We start from the raw sequence: 16,808 nt of genomic DNA, 5'->3' as shown, positions 1-16,808 counted from the left end.
GGAGGAAAGCTGTTGCCGTGAAGTTGCTGCTCAACCGAGGTCGCCGCCCCCTACCGGCAGGGTCACGCCGGTGATGTAAGAGGCCTCGTCGGAAGCGAGGAACAGAATCGCCCCCACTTGCTCGTCGATGCTGCCGTAGCGGTGCATCAGGCTGCTGTCGAGGGTCTGGTCGACGATCTGCTGGTACCAGTGTTTTTCCTGCTCGCTTTGCTCGGCGCTGTTGCGTGGCACGCGCCGGGGTGGCGCTTCGGTGCCGCCGGGCGCAGTGGCGTTGACGCGGATGCCCCGCCCTGCAGTTTCGAAGGCCAGGCATGCGGTAAGCGCATTGACGCCGCCCTTGGCTGCGCCATAAGGCACCCGGTTGACGCCACGGGTGGCGATGGAAGAAACGTTGACGATGGCGCCGCTGCCGCGTTCAAGCATGTAGGGCAGCGCGGCGTGGCAGCACCAGAGGGTGGGGAACAGCGAACGGCGCACTTCGGCCTCGATCTGCTCGACCTCGTAGTGTTCGAAAGGCTTGGCCCAGATAGTGCCGCCTACGTTGTTGACCAGGATGTCTAGGCGGCCAAAGGTTTCTACCGCACTGGCCATGACCCGGGCGCAGTCGGTGTGTTGCTCCAGGTCGGCGGTGAGGGTGAGCATGCCTTCGCCAGCCAGCTCGTGGACCAGTTCGGAACGGTCGACCGCCACCACTTGCGCGCCTTCGGCCTTGAGCCGCCAGCACACGCCCCGGCCGATGCCTTGAGCGGCGCCGGTGACCAGGGCAACCTTGCCTTGGAATCTGTTCATATGTTTTTCCTGCATGACCCGGTTAATGGCAATTGGGAGGGCTGCGCGCCCTCCATCGCGACGCAAGGCCGCTCCTACATGGATCGCGTTTCCCCGTAGGAGCGGCCTTGTGCCGCGAAAGGGCCGCGCAGCGGCCCCGGCGATCTGTCAGGCCGCCGCCGCGAACTTCTCGTAGTAGAAGTTGGCCGGGGTAATACCCTGCTCGCGCACGTACTGGCTGACCGCCTCGACCATCGGCGGTGGCCCGCACAGGTACAGGTCCACATCCCCGTCGTTGAGGTGGCGTGGCTCGATGTGCTGGGTCACGTAGCCCTTTTGCGGGTACTGGCTGTCCGGGTTGGCCACGCAGGCGCTGTAGGTGAAGTTGGGGATGCGCGCCGCCAGTGCTTGCAGGCGGTCGAGCTCGACCAGGTCGAAGTCGTTGGTCACGCCATAGATCAGGTGCAGCGGGTGCTCGCTGCCCTGCTCGGCGATTTTCTCCAGCATCGCGGTGAACGGCGCCAGGCCGGTACCGCCAGCCAACAGCAACAGCGGGCGCTGGATCGGCCGCAGGTAGAAGCTGCCCAGCGGCCCGGCCAAGCTCATGCTGTCGCCGGCTTTGGCCAGGTTGGTCAGGAAGCTGCTCATCAACCCGCCCGGTACGTTGCGGATCAGGAAGCTGACTTCGCCGCCCTTCTGCAACGAACTGAACGAATAGGCGCGGCTCTGCTCGCTGCCCGGCACCTTGAGGTTGACGTACTGCCCCGGCAGAAACGCCAGGCGGCTCAGCGCTTCACCCTTGATCGACAGGGCAATGGTGCTGGCCGACAGTTGGCGCACATCGCTGATGGCGGCCTCGAAGCTGGCCTGTTCGGTCTTGCACAGCTGCGACGAAGCCGGGATGCGGATGACGCAGTCGCTTTCGGCGCGCATCTGGCAGGTCAGTACGTAGCCTTCGGCAATTTCGTCTTCGTTCAGGGCATCTTCGATGAAGTTGTCGCCCAGGTCATAGCGGCCGGATTCGGCCTTGCACTTGCACGTACCGCAGGCGCCATCGCGGCAGTCCAGCGGGATGTTGATGCCCTGGCGGTAGGCAGCGTCAGCCACGGTTTCATGGCCGGCGGCTTCGATGAAGCGGGTAACCCCGTCTTCGAAATTCAGTGCGATCTGGTAGCTCATGTTGCACCTCGCGGGCGAGCCGGCCCACGGCGCGTCGCAGGACGCACCGGGCAGTGCTCGCAAAACCCTGTATCAGATGTGGTAGATGTCGATGACCTGGCGCACGTAGTCGTTCTTCAGCACCACCTTCTTGGCCTTGATCAACGGCTGTCCGCCGCGCAGGTCGAGGGTGTAGAAACTGGTGCCGAAGTAACTGTCCGTGGTCTTGTAGCGAAAGCTCAGGGTGTGCCAGTTGAAACGCACCTGGCAGCTGCCCTCGCCCTGCTCGACGATCTCGATGTTGCTGATGTTGTGCGAAGTGCGGGTGTCGGGCACGGTCGCACTGGAGCGCTCGGTCTTGATACGGAACACGCGGTCTTCCAGGCCGCCACGGTTGCCGTACCAGATCAGCGAGATTTCGCTTTGCGGGTCTTCTGTGAGGGTGTCGTCATCGTCCCAGCTCGGCATCCAGAAGCTGGCATCGCTGGCGTACAGTTCCAGCCACTGATCCCACTGGGCGTCGTCCAGGTAGCGCGCTTCGCGGTAGAGGAAGTCGCGCACGGTCTCATAAAGGCTCATTGCACAGCCTCCACGGGGATCAGTTGCTGGTCGTCCTTCAGCGCCTGGATCATGGTGTCCTGCCAGTATTTGTGCTGCAGCACGAACAGGCCTTCGTCTTCGGTGCGCACGCCGGACAACAGCGGCTTGAGGTCGATTTCCCTGGCCGCTTCATCGGCGCCGTCCACCCAGTGGGCTGCACCACGGGACATGTCGTTCCAGCCGGTACCACCGCCGTAGCCGGTCTGGCACGAGCGGAACTCTTCCAGGTCGTCCGGGGTGGCCATGCCGCTGACGTTGAAGAAGTCTTCGTACTGGCGGATGCGCTTGGCGCGGGCATCGGCGCTCTCGCCTTTGGGCGCGATGCAGTAAATGGTGATTTCGGTCTTGTTCACCGAAATCGGCCGGGCAACGCGGATCTGCGAGCTGAACTGGTCCATCAGGTACACGTTCGGGTACAGGCACAGGTTGCGCGAGTTCTCGATCATCCAGTCGGCACGCGCCTGGCCGTAGTCGGCAGCCAGCTGGTCGCGGCGCTCATAGGCCGGGCGGTCTTCCGGGTTGGCCCAGCGGGTCCACAGCAGCAAGTGGCCGTGGTCGAAGGAGTAGAAACCGCCACCCTGCTTGGCCCAGGCACCGGCGCTCATGGTCTTGATTTCGTCGCCCGCCTCGCGCTGCTTGCGCTGGTTCTGGGTAGCGGCGTAGTTCCAGTGCACGGAGCTGACGTGGTAGCCGTCGGCGCCGTTTTCGGCAGTGAGTTTCCAGTTGCCTTCGTAGATGTACGAGCTAGCACCGCGCAGCACTTCCAGGCCTTCAGGCGACTGGTCGACGATCATGTCGATGATCTTGGCCGATTCGCCCAGGTGCTCCACCAGCGGTTTCACATCGGCGTTCAGGCTGCCGAACAAAAAGCCCCGGTACGACTCGAAGCGCGCCACCCTGGTCAGGTCGTGGGAGCCGTCGCAGTTGAAACTGTCGGGGTAGCCGGCGTTGCTCGGGTCTTTCACCTTCAGCAGTTTGCCGCTGTTGTTGAACGTCCAGCCGTGGAACGGGCAGGTGTAGCTGGAGCGGTTGCCGCGCTTGTGCCGGCACAGCATGGCGCCGCGGTGGCTGCAGGCGTTGAGGAAGGCATTGAGCTCACCGTCCTTGTTGCGCGCGATGAAAATCGGCTGGCGCCCCATGGTCAGGGTGAGGAAGTCGTTCTTTTCGGGAATCTGGCTTTCGTGAGCCAGGTAGATCCAGTTGCCCTCGAAGATGTGTTTCATTTCCAGGTCGAACAGGCGTGGGTCAGTGAACATCTCTCGCTTGCAGCGGTAGATGCCCTTTTCACGGTCGTCCTCGAGCATGGCATTGAGGTAGTCGAATCCCAGGGACATGGCCAGGGTCTCCATTGTTATTGTTAAGACCTGGTCAGGTTAGGGAGACGACTGGCGGGGGACTATCCGGATTGTGCAGAGTGTTATCCACCTCTACGAATTTTTGGCATTTCATCAACGGCGGGAGGAAACGGCAGCACTTCGAATAATTTCTGGCGTTCTAGCATGGCCCTGGTATTGGTCAGCTTAAAATCTACCCATTGTTTGACAGCTAAAATCTCATGCCTTGTCTCATACGCTGCTTGAGCTTCTAATGGAAAATTTCCGGCATCAAAATAGTTTTTTGCCAACTCAAACCGATTGGCCCTTCCTTGAAGCCAAACAGAAGCGTTTTCCAGTCGTTGTACATCGCGCGTCTGCCAAGACTGATATCGGTCCGCCTTCTTCATCCTCCCCTGAAGATTAGGGTCGATTTCAGAGAGAGCCCTCTTCACACTCAAGGTTTTCAATGCTGGAGCTTTTGAGCTTTGACCGGCCATCGTCGATGCGGCCGTGCGAAGCCCCCAGCGATTTGTGAACAGACCGCCATTCGAGAAGTTATTGAGCTCAATCCCCGCGTGACCGCTGGGGTCAATTTTGTTCACCGGGTCGCCCCCGCAATAGCAATAGGCGTTGAGCCCACCGTCACCAAATGGACTAAAGCTATCCGGCGAATTGAAACGCATCAAGGCTGAATCGAAGCCGCGATATCCGTTCCCAAGCAAGTAGTGCCCTGTAACAGGCTCTTTACTCTGCCCGTTAAAGCGCAGCACAGATGCGCACTGCTCGCCGCCATCCCGCCCATAAACGGTGTAGCGCTGTGCACAAGAAGAAATCTGCGACCTCGACATGGTTCCCACCCTTTGCGCGAAATAAAGCAAATGGTGGGCTATGCAGGAAATGCCGACAACTGGCAGAACTATCAGGTGGCCTCGCTAGCGCGCCTCACCCCGGCGCTTGAACGTCTGCGAAGGCAGCTCGCCAAATTGCTGCCGATACACCTCGGAAAACCGGCCTAGATGAAGGAAGCCGTAATCCAGGGCAAGCTCGGTCACACTGCGCACACCGCAAGTCGGGTCGTTCAGGCACGCATGCACCCGCTCGAGTTTGCGTTGGCGCACGTAATGCTTGGGGGTGGTGCCCAAGTGCTGGTCGAACAACGCATACAGCGAGCGCAAACTCATGCAGGCCTGCTCCGCCAGCACCTCAGCCGACAGCTCCAGCTTCAGGTTGCGCTCTATGTAATCAAGAATGCGCTCAAGGCCGGCCTGGGGTGCGCTCAGGCTTTCGCGGCGGATATTGGTGCTCATCAGGGTCAGCAACTTGCTGGCGACAATCTGGCTGTAATGCCCCTGCACCCGGGGCAGCGAGTCGCTCACTTCCGCTTCATGGCAAACCATGGCCAGCAGGTTCACGAACCCGTCCAGTTCATCCAGCCGGTAATGATTGCGCAAGAACCGCACGCCCCCATCAGGCCGGTGCCAGCGCTGTTCGTCGCAGATCGAATCCAGCAGCCGGGTTGGCACCTTGAGGATGAACTTCTCGCAGTCTTCCGAATAGGTCAGGTCAACCGGGTCATCCGGGTTGATCAGCAGCAGTTCGCCCGGCACCAGGTGCTGCTCGCGTTTGTGCCCGCGCCACAGGCAGTTGCCGTTGAGCAGCACTTGCAGGTGGTAGATGGTTTCCAGCGCCGGCGAGGTAACGCGCACGCTGCCCCCGTAGCTGATGCGGCATAGGTCGAGCTCGGCGAACTTGCGGTGGCTGAGGCTGGCTTGGGGATGGGTGGTGCGGGACAGTCCGATGCAATGCTGGCCTACATGCTGGTTCACATAATCGGACACAGCATAAGGGTCGGCGTGGTGAAACACGCTACTGCGCTCGCTCAGCAGGCGGCTTTCCATAGGCAAGGCACTCGGTATCGTTATTGTTCTGGTCGCCGCTTCCTACGGCCTTGTGGGCGGTGGTTGCGGTCGTCACGGTCATTCTATCTGGCCGGTTGCGGATAGCGGGGGCAGGCGACAACCGGTGGATGGGCACACTACAGCAAAATGGCGGGGGTTGAGCAATGCGGCGATGGGATTGGATGGGCGGATAGCGGACAAGCCAGATGGAGCTGGCGTTCGTTTATCGAACAGTATTTTCCTGTACCGGCCGCTTCGGGAGTAAACCCGCGCGAGACGGGTAATATTCCGGTTCTTCCAGAAACAGCTTGCAACCAAACCACCCTGCCATTCGGTCACTTTTTCAACACCCGGCGCAGTGCATCTGCTAGAAAGCGCACATGCCTACCCTCTTCCTTACCCACCTGCGCCGCCGCTGGCTCACCTGGTTGTGTGCCACCTTGCTGGTTATTGGCTTACCCTCCAGCTGCGCCATGCTGCAGCACAAGGAGCGCGAACTGGTGTTCCGCATCGAGCCTGGCCAAGCCAGCTGGTTCCGCGGTTTGCCCAGCGACGTGCAGGAGCTTGACCTGCGCCCGCGCAGCTTCAGCGATAACCAGAGCCTGCACGCCTGGTGGTGGCCGGCCAAACGCGCCAATGCCCCGGCGGTGCTCTACCTGCACGGCGTGCGCTGGAACCTTACCGGCCAATTGTTCCGCATCGAGCAGCTGCATGCCATGGGCTACTCGGTGCTGGCCGTGGATTACCGGGGCTTTGGCCAGAGCCGGGGCGACCTGCCATCCGAGGCCACGGTATACGAAGATGCACGCATTGCGTGGGAGCGCTTCGCCCAGCTGCAGCCGGATGCCGGCAAGCGCCTGATATTCGGTCATTCGCTGGGCGGCGCGGTGGCCGTGGAACTGGCCAGTGAACTGACACGTGAAGCGCAGCAAAGCGGCGTTGGGGCGCCGGCACGCGGGTTGATCCTTGAGTCGACCTTCACCTCCCTGGGCGATGTCGCGGCAGCGGTGGCCAAAACTTCCCTGCCGGTGCGCTGGTTGATGTCGCAGAAGTTCGACTCGCTGGACAAGATCGGCAACATCGGCCTGCCAGTGCTGCTGGTGCATGGAACGGATGACCGTTTTGTACCGCCGCGCTTCAGCCAGCAGCTGTTCGACGCAGCCCGGCAGCCCAAGACATTGCTGCTGGTGCCGGGGGCCACCCATAACAACAGCATGAGCCTGGCCGGGCAGCGTTACAGGCAGGCAATACAGGCGCTGCTCTGAACCGTCCAATAGCCCTGGGTGGCTGAAATCCTGGGGCCGCTGCGCGCCCCTTTCGCGACACAAGGCCGCTCCTACAGGGCCTGCACAACGCTACGGTTCACTGCACCGGTAAAAAATTCATCAGCAGCAGGCTTTGCGCGTAATTCAGGCCGATCCGCCGGTAACGCTCATCCAGCAACTCGGCCAGCAAGTCCAGCCGCGCCACGATCTTGCCGAACTCTACGGCAAAGCTGAGGTTGCTGCCCTCCTCCGAGATCTCATTGGAGAACAGCAGCAACACCCCATTGGCATCCTGCCGCTGGCTGAGCATCCACGTCGCCTTCTCGATATTGCGCGCTGCGTTGTTGACGAACAGCGGGTCGATGGTATCGGTCATGTAGAACTCGGTACGCCCGCCATGTGCAGTGACCAGCATGCTGCCGATGGCGTAGATGAACGCGCCGACGCGGTCGCCGCGAAACTCCGGGCTCAGGGCGTAGCTCAAGGCAGCGAGGTCGCGGCGGTTGCCAAGCTGTGGGAGTGGCTGGCGTTGCTCGATGGCCATGCGGATCTGCCGCTCGGCCGTGGCGGCATCCACGTAGCCCGACATCTTCCACTGGTTGGGGTTGCGCAGGTACAGCTTGTTCATCAGCAGGTACAGGCTTTGCAAGTTGTCGCGCATCGACAGCGTGGCCAAGCGGTCGACGCTGGTCTGGAACAGCTCGCTGGGTTTGCCGTTGCCGAACTGGCTGACAATATCGCGGCCTTGCTCCTGGGTGCAGGCGCACAGGCATGTGAGGGCGCCTGCCAGCAGCAGACGCGGGAAGAAATTCGGGTAACTTGCAACCATCGGCACCGGGTCGATCTTCGGCGGCTGCATTGGGGATCAGAGCAGCCTGGCCAAGGATAGAGCCCGGAAATCGTAAAAAGTGCAGTGATCGGGGATAGGTGGCTCACATGGCGTGGCGCAACATCTCCACCACCTGGGCATGCAGCGCCGGGTCACCGCAGGCCACCACGCACCCGCCATTATGCGCACTGCTGCCATCCCAGGCGGTGATCACCCCGCCCGCCCCTTCGATGATCGGCATCAGCGCCTGCACGTCATAGGGCTGCAGGCTGGCCTCGACGATCACGTCGACAAAGCCCGAGGCCAGCATGCAGTAGGCGTAGCAGTCGCCACCATAACGCATCAGCCGTGCCTTGCCGGCAACGGCCTCGAAGGCGGCCTTGCGCTCGGCGGTGTCGAACATGTCCGGCGTGGTGCACATCAGCGTGGCCGACGCCAGGTTGGCACAGGTACGGGTCTGCAAAGGCGTGCCACTGCGCCAGGCGCCTTCGGGGGTACCGACAAAACGCTCGCCGGTGAATGGCTGGTTCATCACCCCGACCACTGGGCGGGTGCCGTCGTTCAGGGCAATCAACGTGCCCCACAACGGCAGGCCGGTGATGAAGGCACGGGTACCGTCGATCGGGTCGAGCACCCAGGTCAACGGGCTGCTGCCGACGGCCACGCCCGCCTCTTCACCAAGAATACCGTGGTCTGGGTAGCGGGCCTGGATCAGCGCGCGCATGGCGTCCTCGGCCGCCTTGTCAGCCACGGTCACTGGGTCGAACAGGCGCCCGCCCTTGTCCTCGACATCCAGGCTGGCGCGAAAGTATGGCTTGATCGCCACTGCGGCAGCATCGGCCAACTGCTCGGCGAAAGCGCAAAATTCGCCGATCTGTTCAGCGCTCAGGGACATGGGACAGGCCTCGTGACAATGATGGGGCACGCATCATACCCGACACATGGCGCTAGCCGCACTCGAGCAGCCGCAGGTGGAAAAAGCCTGATCGGTTTTACCGGGCGCACACAGGTCTAGACTGAACAGAACCAGGTAACCGGGGGGCTGCCACACGTGGAGGTGTGAGATGAGCCAGTTCAAGCGCTTGTTTGTCATGCTCGGCCCGCAGATGCGCCATACGCCCGCGCTGCAACGCGCGGCAGCGCTGGCGGAGTCCAGCGGTGCACTGCTGGATATCAACGTTTTCGTCGACGATGTCGACACCTTTGGTTTGATGAGCGATGGCCGCGAGCGTGAGCGGCTGCTCAGTGACAACCGTCAGTGGCTGGCAGATGAGGCTGAACAGTTGGGCAATGCTGGCCTGGACGTGTCTACCGAACTGTTGTTGACTCGCGACCCGCTGGGCAGCGCGCTGGAGCGGGTCGAACGGCAAGGCTGCGATTTGCTGGTCAAGGACGTGCAGCACGAACCCGTGCTCAAACGCCTGCTGGTCACGCCACTGGATTGGCAGTTGCTCAAGGACAGCCCGGTTGCCGTGCATCTGGTCAGCGACATCCGCCTGCCCTTGCCCCGGCAGATTGCCGCGGCAGTGGACCTTAACAGCCACGGTGCTGGCGAGCACCTGGACGAGCAGGTGATCCACTGCGCCCGTGCCCTGGCCCTGCAATGCAACGCCGAGTTGCACTTGCTGCATGTGTGCGACGCGGCCAAGACCCATATTGCCGACTTCGGCGCCGGTACGGTGACCATGCCCGGCTTCGACGGCAGCGTGCGCACTGCGCAGCGGGCGGCGTTCAACCGACTGGGTGACCATCAGCAGATCCCGCTGGAGCGTCGGCACTTCCTGGAAGGCCCTGCTATCAGGGCCATTGCCCAGTTTGTCGGCCACAGCCGGGCAGATGTGATCGTGATGGGCAGCCATCGGCATGACGCCATGCAGACATATCTGGGCGGGACCACGGCGCATGTACTGGAGCACCCGCTGTGCAATGTGCTGGCGATCAAGGTCGTTCGCTGAGTCTGGTATACCTGAACCGGCCTCTTCGCGGGTCTGGTGAACCCTGTAGCAGCGGGTTGATCCTCGCAGAGGCCAGCATGGGTTTGGCTGCTTGGCATCTGGTACACCAGTGCCATTTAAAGATAATGCATTTGATAATGATTCGTAGTAGTTTCACGGCGCTTCCCTACCCCATCCTTTAGCGCCCTACTCCAGGATCGTACCGTCGATGCGTCGCACGTTCGTTTCGCTTTGTGTGCTTCATGCTGTCTCCCCGCTGGCCTTTGCCGAGCCTGAACCGCTCAGCGACCCGGCCCAGATAGAACTCCAGGCACTGAGCATCACCAGTACTGCCGACAGTGAGCGCGCCGATGGCCCGGTCGTTGGCTACAAGGCCAATCGCTCGGCCAGTGCCACCCGCACTGACACGGCGCTGCACGAAACGCCGCAATCGGTCAGTGTGGTGCCCAAGGATGTGCTGCAAGACACCGGCGCCACGCGCCTGCAGGATGGCCTGGACTACGCCGGTGGTGTCGGCCGTGCCAACAACTTTGGCGGCCAGGGCCTGACCACCTTCACCGTGCGCGGCTTCACCACCGGCGAGTTCTATCGCAATGGTTTCCCGATCAATCGTGGTTATCCCAACGCCCCGGATGCCAATACCGTCGAGCGCCTGGAAGTGATCCGTGGCCCGGCCACCAGCCTGTATGGCCGTGGCGACCCAGGTGGCACCTTCAACGTGGTCAGCAAGCAGCCACTGCCAGAATCCAAGGTTACACTGGGCAGCCAGTTCGATGACCAGGGTATGCACCGCGCTACCCTGGACGCCACCGGGCCGCTGAACCAGGACGGTTCGCTGGCTTACCGCCTGAACGTGCTTGGCGAAGGTGGTGACAGCTTCCGCGATGACGTGGAAAGCGAGCGCTATGATGTTGCACCGGTCATCAGCTGGCAGGTCAATGACGCCACGAAGATCATCTTCGAAGGCGACTTCATGCGTAACAACCACCCGCTGGACCGCGGCTTGACCCGCTTTGCCACGCAAACCGGCAGCGCCTCGCGTGACACCTACATCTGGGAAAAAGGCAGCGACAACCTGCTGCACAACGACAACAACATGGCCCAGCTACGTTTCGAGCACCTGCTCAACGACAACTGGACGCTGGCTGGTGGGTTCCAGTTCCTTGATGGTTCGCTCAAAGGCAATGCTGTCGAAGCCAACGGCGCACCGGCAGATGGCCGCACGCTGCAGCGCAACTTCAACTACCGCAAGCTGGAATGGACCGATCGTGACTGGCAACTGAACCTGACCGGACACTTCGATACCGGCACGCTCAGCCATACCTTGCTGACCGGCGTCGAATACGAGAACTACGACTACAACTCGATCATCCAACGGTCCTCTGCGGCTGCTGGCACCTACCCCATCGACATCTACAACCCGGTCCTTGGCCAGCCCCGGCCAGCCCTGACCCGTACTACGACCTGGGACAAGGAAAACCTGCAGACCTGGGCGTTCTTCATCCAGGACCAGGTAGCCTTGACCGAGCGACTGAAGGCGCTGGCTAGCGTTCGTTTCGAGCGCTTCGAGCACGATTACGTCAACAAACTCAGCGCAGCGGGTGATTTCAACAAGGGCGAGAACGGCGTCACTCCGCGTTTCGGCCTGCTTTACGACCTGACCAACACTGTCGCGGTCTATGCCAACACCGCGCGTTCGTTCAAGCCCAACAGCGGTGCACCTGCAGGTGCGACAGGGCGTGGTTTCGACCCCGAGAAAGGCAAATCCTACGAACTGGGCGTGAAATGGGAAGCGCTTGATCGCCAATTGAGCGTCGACGCGGCGATCTACCACATCGTCAAGGAAAACGTACTGACGCGCGACCCGGTGGACCCCAACTACAGTGTCGCCGCTGGCCAGGTGCGCAGCCGCGGCCTGGATATCAACATTGCTGGCAACATCACCCCAGAGTGGCGGGTGATCGGCGGCTACGCTTATGTCGATGCCGAAGTTACCAAGGACAACCGCTTGCCCACCGGCACCCGCCTGGCAAACATTCCACGTAACAGCTTCAGCCTGCTAAACACATATGAATTCCAGGATGGCTTCGCCAAAGGCCTCGGCCTGGGTATTGGCGTGAAATACGTGGATGACCGTAATGGTCAGACCGAGGCGGTCACCTACAACATGGACCAGTACACCGTGGTTGACCTGCTGGGCTTCTACCAGCTCGATGAGCACGTACGCCTGAACCTGGACGTGAAAAACCTGTTCAACAAGGAATATGACGAAGGTGCGTTCAACACCTACGCCTACCCCGGAGCACCTCGGACGGTGCAGGCCGGGGTTTCCTATACGTTCTGAAAGGCTGGGGCCGCTCAGCGGCCCCCTGCTTCAGAAACCTTTGCTGTAGAACAGCGAGTAGGACTCGATCCCGTCGTTAGGCTGCTTGATCCCCGCATTGGAATAATGCATCGCGCGAATTCCGACTTTCTGCTCCCCAGGCAGCTTCAGGCCGAAACCGATACGGTCTTCGAAGTTGACCGACGACCCCATGCGCTGGTCACCCACGTCGGTCTTGGAAAACGCCGCCAGGCCAATACCGGCCTCGATGTACGGCGTGTAGGTGAAGCCACTGAATTCATAGCTGAACACCGGGCTGAAGGACAGCGAGTGCGCCCCACTGGCGTCACCGCCTTCCCAGTAGGTGTAGGCTGCATCCCAGTAGCCAGTCACATAGCCGGTACTGCTTTCCAGCCATTTCTTGTCCCAGTCGAACGACAGGCCGATACGGTAGGTCATGTCACCTTGACTGGTGGCGCCAACGGCACCGGAAACCTGCGCGGCCTGGGCCAGATTGGCCCCTGCAAAGGCCAGCACTGCAGCGGCCAGCGAAGCTGCGAGACGGGTTTTCATCAACGACTCTCCTGATGGTCTACACGGCAAGCGGGGGCTTTTGCCCCTCGATCTTTATTGGGTGACCAGCGCATCCAGGCCGGTCACACGAAGTAACAGTTTCTGATTATTGTCCAGATAATCAGAAAGTTGAAAGTGAATTGCCACTATTGGCGTAATCAGTTGGTCAAGATGTGCCTTGCTGAGCGCAGCGTTTCAGTCGTATTCCGCCTCCTCATGGTCGCCCAGCAGGCGCCTCTGCCGGGGTGTAGCCTGCTCCAGCACCTGCGGGTTGAAGCGCCAGTTCAGGTAGGGTGAGAACTTCTGCGCGACCATGCGCCGGCCATAGTGCACTTGCAGCATGTCGCGCTCGCGGGCCTGGCTGCAATTGGCTCCGCCGCTGTGCCATACATCGCTGCGAAATACCAGCGCGTCGCCCGCCTTGCACAACACTGCCTGCGCTTGCTGGCCCTGCCAGTGGGTCTCGTCAGCCTGTGGTGGCCGCGCCGCTCGATGGCTCCCGGGCACGACGTAGGTCGGTCCGATGCTGTGGTCGATGTCGCTGAGGTACAGCTGAGCAGTCAGTATCTGCGCGGGCTGAGTGAAATCGCCCTTGGTGCTTAGCCAATCGGGCAACTGCATGGGCAGATGATCCAGGTGCAGTGCCATGCCCGGGTAACCCGGGTGGCTGCGCCACGCGGTTTGTCCGATCACGTGGCAATCAGCACCCAGCACCGCTTCTGCCAGTGTTATCAGGGGTGGCAGGTCGAGAAAGGGCAGCCACAACGGGTTGCGGTTGAACACGCATTTGTAGTGTTCCAACTGCCCCTGGTAGTCCCAGTGAATCGGCTGCAGGTCATCGATGGCGCAGCGCAACAAGGCGATTCGCAGGGGTTCGAGCACCCCTGAGAGCAACACATAGCCCCGCTCGTCCAACATCTCCAGCTGAAGTTCCAGACTCATGGCGATGCGCTCCGTTCAGGCAGGAGCACATATGTACTCCCGCCCGTTTTCCGTCAACGCCAGTTCAGGTTCACGGTCGCAGGGGCCTTGCCGTTCACGGTCACCAGTTGCTGCACCGTCTCACCTTGGGCATTGCCAGTGACTTTGTACTTGCCGGGAGGCAACTGCACATACAGCAGCGGCCCGGCATCCGTGACGCTGAGTACGGGCTGGCCTTGTGCATTCTGAATGTCGACTGTGGCACCACTCTGGAACTTGCCTTCCGCGCCAGTGGAAAGCTCCACATGCAAGTCATAGCCGGTGGTTTTGCGCAGCGCATTGGCCTCATCCTGGCCAATGCCGCCTTGCAAATAGCGCACGCCGTTCTGCTCCTGCGGTTGCAACTGCACGGCCTGCATGTCGATGGGGGCATTGAGGTCGGCGGCAGCAGCCAGGGTCCATGGCATGGCCAGGGTGATCAGCAACGCCGCGCCGAGGGCATAGTGATGGTTACGCATGGTACGACCCTCCTTTAGAGGATGGCTTACCTATTATCTGATCCTCCCGGGGTATTGGTGTTCTGGCTGATGCATGGTCGTCATCGTGACATTCGGCACTAACCCATCAATCGAATGTAAATTTAAAGACTGATCAAGAGGTTGTACGACCTTCCTCAAGCAATTTCACGAACATACTCAAACTGCGTGATACCGCGCCCCGCCGCCAGACCAGCCAGGTTTTCAGGTAGCGAAAATCTTCCGACATAGGCCAGGCACTGACCGTGCTGCACCCGGGCATATTGTCGAGCATGCTGCGCGGCATCATGGCCAGGCCTGCGCCAGCGCTGACGCAGGCCAACATGCCATGGTACGACTCCATCTCGTGAATCTTGCCCGGCACTGCCTGGTCCTTGACGAACCAGTTTTCGAAGTGATGGCGATACGAACAGTTGGCACGGAAGGCGTAGATGCTTTCACCGTTCACATCCTGGGCGCGGGTAACTGGCGCATGGTTGAGCGGCGCAATGACCATCATTTCCTCTTCGAACACCGGCATGCCTTCCAGTGTCGGGTGCAGCACCGGGCCGTCGACGAACGCGGCAACCAGCCGGCCAGACAACACGCCTTCGAGCATGGTCCCGGATGGCCCGGTGGACAGGTCCAGGTCTACCTTGGGGTAGCGCTGGTTGTACGCCGCCAGCAAAGCCGGGATGCGCACCGCTGCCGTGCTTTCCAGCGAACCGAGGGCAAAGGTGCCCTGCGGGTCTTCGCCGGCAACGGTCAGTCGCGCCTCGTGCACCAGATCAAGAATCCGCCGGGTGTATTCGAGAAAATTCCAGCCCGCAGGCGACAGGCGCAGGCGACTCTTCTCGCGGATGAACAGCTCCACACCCAAGTCTTCTTCCAGCTGCTTGATGCGCGTGGTCAGGTTGGATGGCACCCGATGGATGTGCTGCGCGGCGGCACTGATGCTGCCCTGCTCTGCCACGGCCTTAAAAATCTCCAGTTGCACCAGGTCCACAGCCTTTCTCCAAACGTGAATGTTTCGCTCATTATTATTCAGTTTTCATTAAAGCCATAGCCCACTAGTCTGGCGTCACTGATTAACAACAACGAGAGTGTCCCGCCATGAGCGCGATCAGCAGCCTGACCCACGCCATCTCCCTCGACCCGTACAGCGGTGAGCAGATCGGCGCCTACCCGTTCGACACCGACGCCGCACTGGAAGCGGCGCTGCAACGTGCCAAGGTTGGCTACGGCCAGTGGCGCCAAGTGTCGCTGGGTCAGCGCAGCGAGTACCTGTTGGCGCTGGCCAGCACCCTCGAAGCCAAGGCCGAAGCCTTTGCCCAGATGATCAGCCGCGAAATCGGCAAGCCCATTGCCCAGGCCCGTGGTGAGGTCAGCAAGTGCGTCGGTCTGTGCCGCTGGTATGCCGAACACGGCCCGGCCATGCTTGCCGCTGAGCCGACCCAGGTTGAAAAAGCCCGTATCGAATACCGCCCGCTCGGCCCGATCCTGGCCGTGATGCCGTGGAACTTCCCGGTCTGGCAGGTACTGCGCGGCGCCGTGCCAGCGATCCTGGCAGGCAATACCTACGTGCTCAAGCACGCGCCGAACGTGATGGGCAGCGCCTACCTGCTGGGCGAGCTGTTCAAGGATGCCGGCCTGCCGGATGGCGTGTTCGAAGTGCTGAACGTCACCCCGGATGGCGTAACCCGCGCCATCAACGACCCGCGTATCGCCGCCGTGACCCTGACCGGCAGCGTGCGTGCCGGCATGGCGATTGGTGCCCAGGCCGGTGCCGCGCTGAAGAAGTGTGTGCTGGAGCTCGGTGGCTCCGACCCGTTCATCGTGCTGGCCGACGCAGACCTGGATGCCGCCGTCAAGGCCGCGGTCATTGGCCGTTACCAGAACACTGGCCAGGTCTGCGCAGCGGCCAAACGCCTGATCGTGGAAGACAGCATTGTCGAGGAGTTCACGCGCAAGTTCGTTGAAGCAACCCGCGAACTGAAAGTCGGCAACCCACTGGAAGACGGCACCTACATCGGCCCGATGGCCCGTTACGACCTGCGCGACGAGCTGGACGGCCAGGTTCAGGCAACCCTCGCCGAAGGCGCCACCCTGCTGCTGGGCGGCAACAAGGTCGAAGGCGTGGCCAACTTCTACGCGCCGACCGTGTTCGCCAACGTCACCCCGCAAATGACTGCATTCAAGCAGGAGCTGTTCGGGCCGGTGGCCGCGATCATCACTGCACGTGATGCCGAGCATGCGGTGGAACTGGCCAACGACAGCGAGTTCGGCCTGGCCGCGACCATATACACCGCCGACTATGCACTGGCCGAGCGCATGACTGCGGCACTGGATACCGGTGGCGTGTTCATCAACGGCTACTGCGCTTCCGACCCCCGCGTGGCGTTTGGCGGCGTGAAGAAGAGCGGGTTCGGGCGTGAGCTGTCGCACTTTGGGGTGCGCGAGTTCACCAATGCCCAGACAGTGTGGCTGGACCGTAACTGATTCACCACCCTGGGGCTGCTTTGCAGCCCTTTCCGACCGGTCCGGCGCCGCGGCACGGCCGCGACTACAGGAGATCGCGTAATCCTGTAGATACTCTGTTGGCGGTCAAGCTTTTCCAAGGTACTCAGAGCTGAAAAGCTTGGCCGTATCAAATGGTTCACCGGTGCGGATATCCCCCATGGCAATTC

At 61.3% G+C, this 16,808-nt stretch carries 15 protein-coding genes and 1 pseudogene; 4 read left to right on the top strand and 12 right to left on the bottom strand.

Annotated features, from left to right (window positions below; translation table 11 throughout):
* Window positions 1-30: 30 nt before the first annotated feature.
* The 6 genes and pseudogenes from ABI582_RS22605 to benR form a co-directional block, all read right to left on the bottom strand.
* On the bottom strand, window positions 31-789 hold the full coding sequence (locus tag ABI582_RS22605) for a 1,6-dihydroxycyclohexa-2,4-diene-1-carboxylate dehydrogenase (protein ID WP_442120310.1): 759 nt from the start codon (window positions 787-789) through the stop codon (window positions 31-33).
* 147 nt (window positions 790-936) lie between these two features.
* On the bottom strand, window positions 937-1,947 hold the full coding sequence (benC, locus tag ABI582_RS22600; protein WP_059394918.1) for a benzoate 1,2-dioxygenase electron transfer component BenC: 1,011 nt from the start codon (window positions 1,945-1,947) through the stop codon (window positions 937-939).
* Between the two features lie 72 nt (window positions 1,948-2,019).
* Complete coding sequence (gene benB / locus ABI582_RS22595; RefSeq protein WP_258651408.1) at window positions 2,020-2,505, bottom strand: benzoate 1,2-dioxygenase small subunit; 486 nt, start codon at window positions 2,503-2,505, stop codon at window positions 2,020-2,022.
* Window positions 2,502-3,860, bottom strand: a complete 1,359-nt coding sequence (gene benA, locus ABI582_RS22590) for a benzoate 1,2-dioxygenase large subunit (protein ID WP_258911931.1) — start codon at window positions 3,858-3,860, stop codon at window positions 2,502-2,504. Before benA ends, benB begins: the two co-directional genes overlap by 4 nt.
* Window positions 3,861-4,408: 548 nt before the next feature.
* Window positions 4,409-4,606: pseudogene (locus ABI582_RS22585) on the bottom strand (RHS repeat-associated core domain-containing protein); the annotation flags it as partial.
* A 168-nt stretch (window positions 4,607-4,774) separates the two neighbouring features.
* The gene (gene benR / locus ABI582_RS22580) at window positions 4,775-5,740 is read right to left on the bottom strand and encodes a benABC operon transcriptional activator BenR (RefSeq protein ID WP_442120309.1); all 966 of its coding nucleotides are present in this window, start codon (window positions 5,738-5,740) and stop codon (window positions 4,775-4,777) included.
* Between the two features lie 380 nt (window positions 5,741-6,120).
* Between benR and ABI582_RS22575 the strand changes: the two genes are divergently transcribed.
* Window positions 6,121-7,005, top strand: coding sequence for an alpha/beta hydrolase (locus ABI582_RS22575; protein WP_442120308.1), 885 nt, complete (start codon window positions 6,121-6,123; stop codon window positions 7,003-7,005).
* 97 nt (window positions 7,006-7,102) lie between these two features.
* On the opposite strand, the gene ABI582_RS22570 is transcribed toward ABI582_RS22575, so the two are convergent.
* Window positions 7,103-7,834, bottom strand: a complete 732-nt coding sequence (locus ABI582_RS22570) for a hypothetical protein (protein ID WP_338747510.1) — start codon at window positions 7,832-7,834, stop codon at window positions 7,103-7,105.
* Window positions 7,835-7,937: 103 nt separating this feature from the next.
* Complete coding sequence (gene hisN / locus ABI582_RS22565) at window positions 7,938-8,729, bottom strand: histidinol-phosphatase (protein ID WP_442120307.1); 792 nt, start codon at window positions 8,727-8,729, stop codon at window positions 7,938-7,940.
* Window positions 8,730-8,898: 169 nt separating this feature from the next.
* On the opposite strand from hisN, the gene ABI582_RS22560 reads away from it, so the two are divergent.
* Window positions 8,899-9,789: a universal stress protein gene (locus ABI582_RS22560; protein ID WP_442120306.1), complete on the top strand. Its 891-nt coding sequence runs from the start codon at window positions 8,899-8,901 to the stop codon at window positions 9,787-9,789.
* A 208-nt stretch (window positions 9,790-9,997) separates the two neighbouring features.
* Window positions 9,998-12,133: a TonB-dependent siderophore receptor gene (locus tag ABI582_RS22555; RefSeq protein ID WP_442120305.1), complete on the top strand. Its 2,136-nt coding sequence runs from the start codon at window positions 9,998-10,000 to the stop codon at window positions 12,131-12,133.
* Window positions 12,134-12,163: 30 nt separating this feature from the next.
* Here the strand turns inward: ABI582_RS22555 and ABI582_RS22550 are convergent, their stop codons facing one another.
* The 4 genes from ABI582_RS22550 to ptrR form a co-directional block, all read right to left on the bottom strand.
* Window positions 12,164-12,685 (bottom strand): acyloxyacyl hydrolase, encoded by a 522-nt coding sequence (locus ABI582_RS22550; protein WP_442120304.1) that lies wholly within the window; start codon window positions 12,683-12,685, stop codon window positions 12,164-12,166.
* 195 nt (window positions 12,686-12,880) lie between these two features.
* The gene (locus ABI582_RS22545; protein WP_442120303.1) at window positions 12,881-13,627 is read right to left on the bottom strand and encodes a phytanoyl-CoA dioxygenase family protein; all 747 of its coding nucleotides are present in this window, start codon (window positions 13,625-13,627) and stop codon (window positions 12,881-12,883) included.
* A gap of 53 nt (window positions 13,628-13,680) precedes the next feature.
* Complete coding sequence (locus tag ABI582_RS22540; protein ID WP_442120302.1) at window positions 13,681-14,124, bottom strand: carboxypeptidase regulatory-like domain-containing protein; 444 nt, start codon at window positions 14,122-14,124, stop codon at window positions 13,681-13,683.
* Window positions 14,125-14,257: 133 nt separating this feature from the next.
* Window positions 14,258-15,127, bottom strand: a complete 870-nt coding sequence (gene ptrR, locus ABI582_RS22535) for a putrescine utilization regulator PtrR (protein WP_016499597.1) — start codon at window positions 15,125-15,127, stop codon at window positions 14,258-14,260.
* Window positions 15,128-15,234: 107 nt separating this feature from the next.
* Here ptrR and ABI582_RS22530 point away from each other — a divergent pair, with 107 nt between their 5' ends.
* Complete coding sequence (locus tag ABI582_RS22530) at window positions 15,235-16,620, top strand: aldehyde dehydrogenase family protein (protein WP_442120301.1); 1,386 nt, start codon at window positions 15,235-15,237, stop codon at window positions 16,618-16,620.
* The last annotated feature ends 188 nt before the right edge of the window (window positions 16,621-16,808 follow it).

The sequence above is a fragment of the Pseudomonas sp. SAS7 genome (assembly GCF_052112345.1).
GTDB lineage: Bacteria > Pseudomonadota > Gammaproteobacteria > Pseudomonadales > Pseudomonadaceae > Aquipseudomonas > Aquipseudomonas putida_Q.
This window is presented reverse-complemented; position numbering and strand designations above follow the sequence as displayed.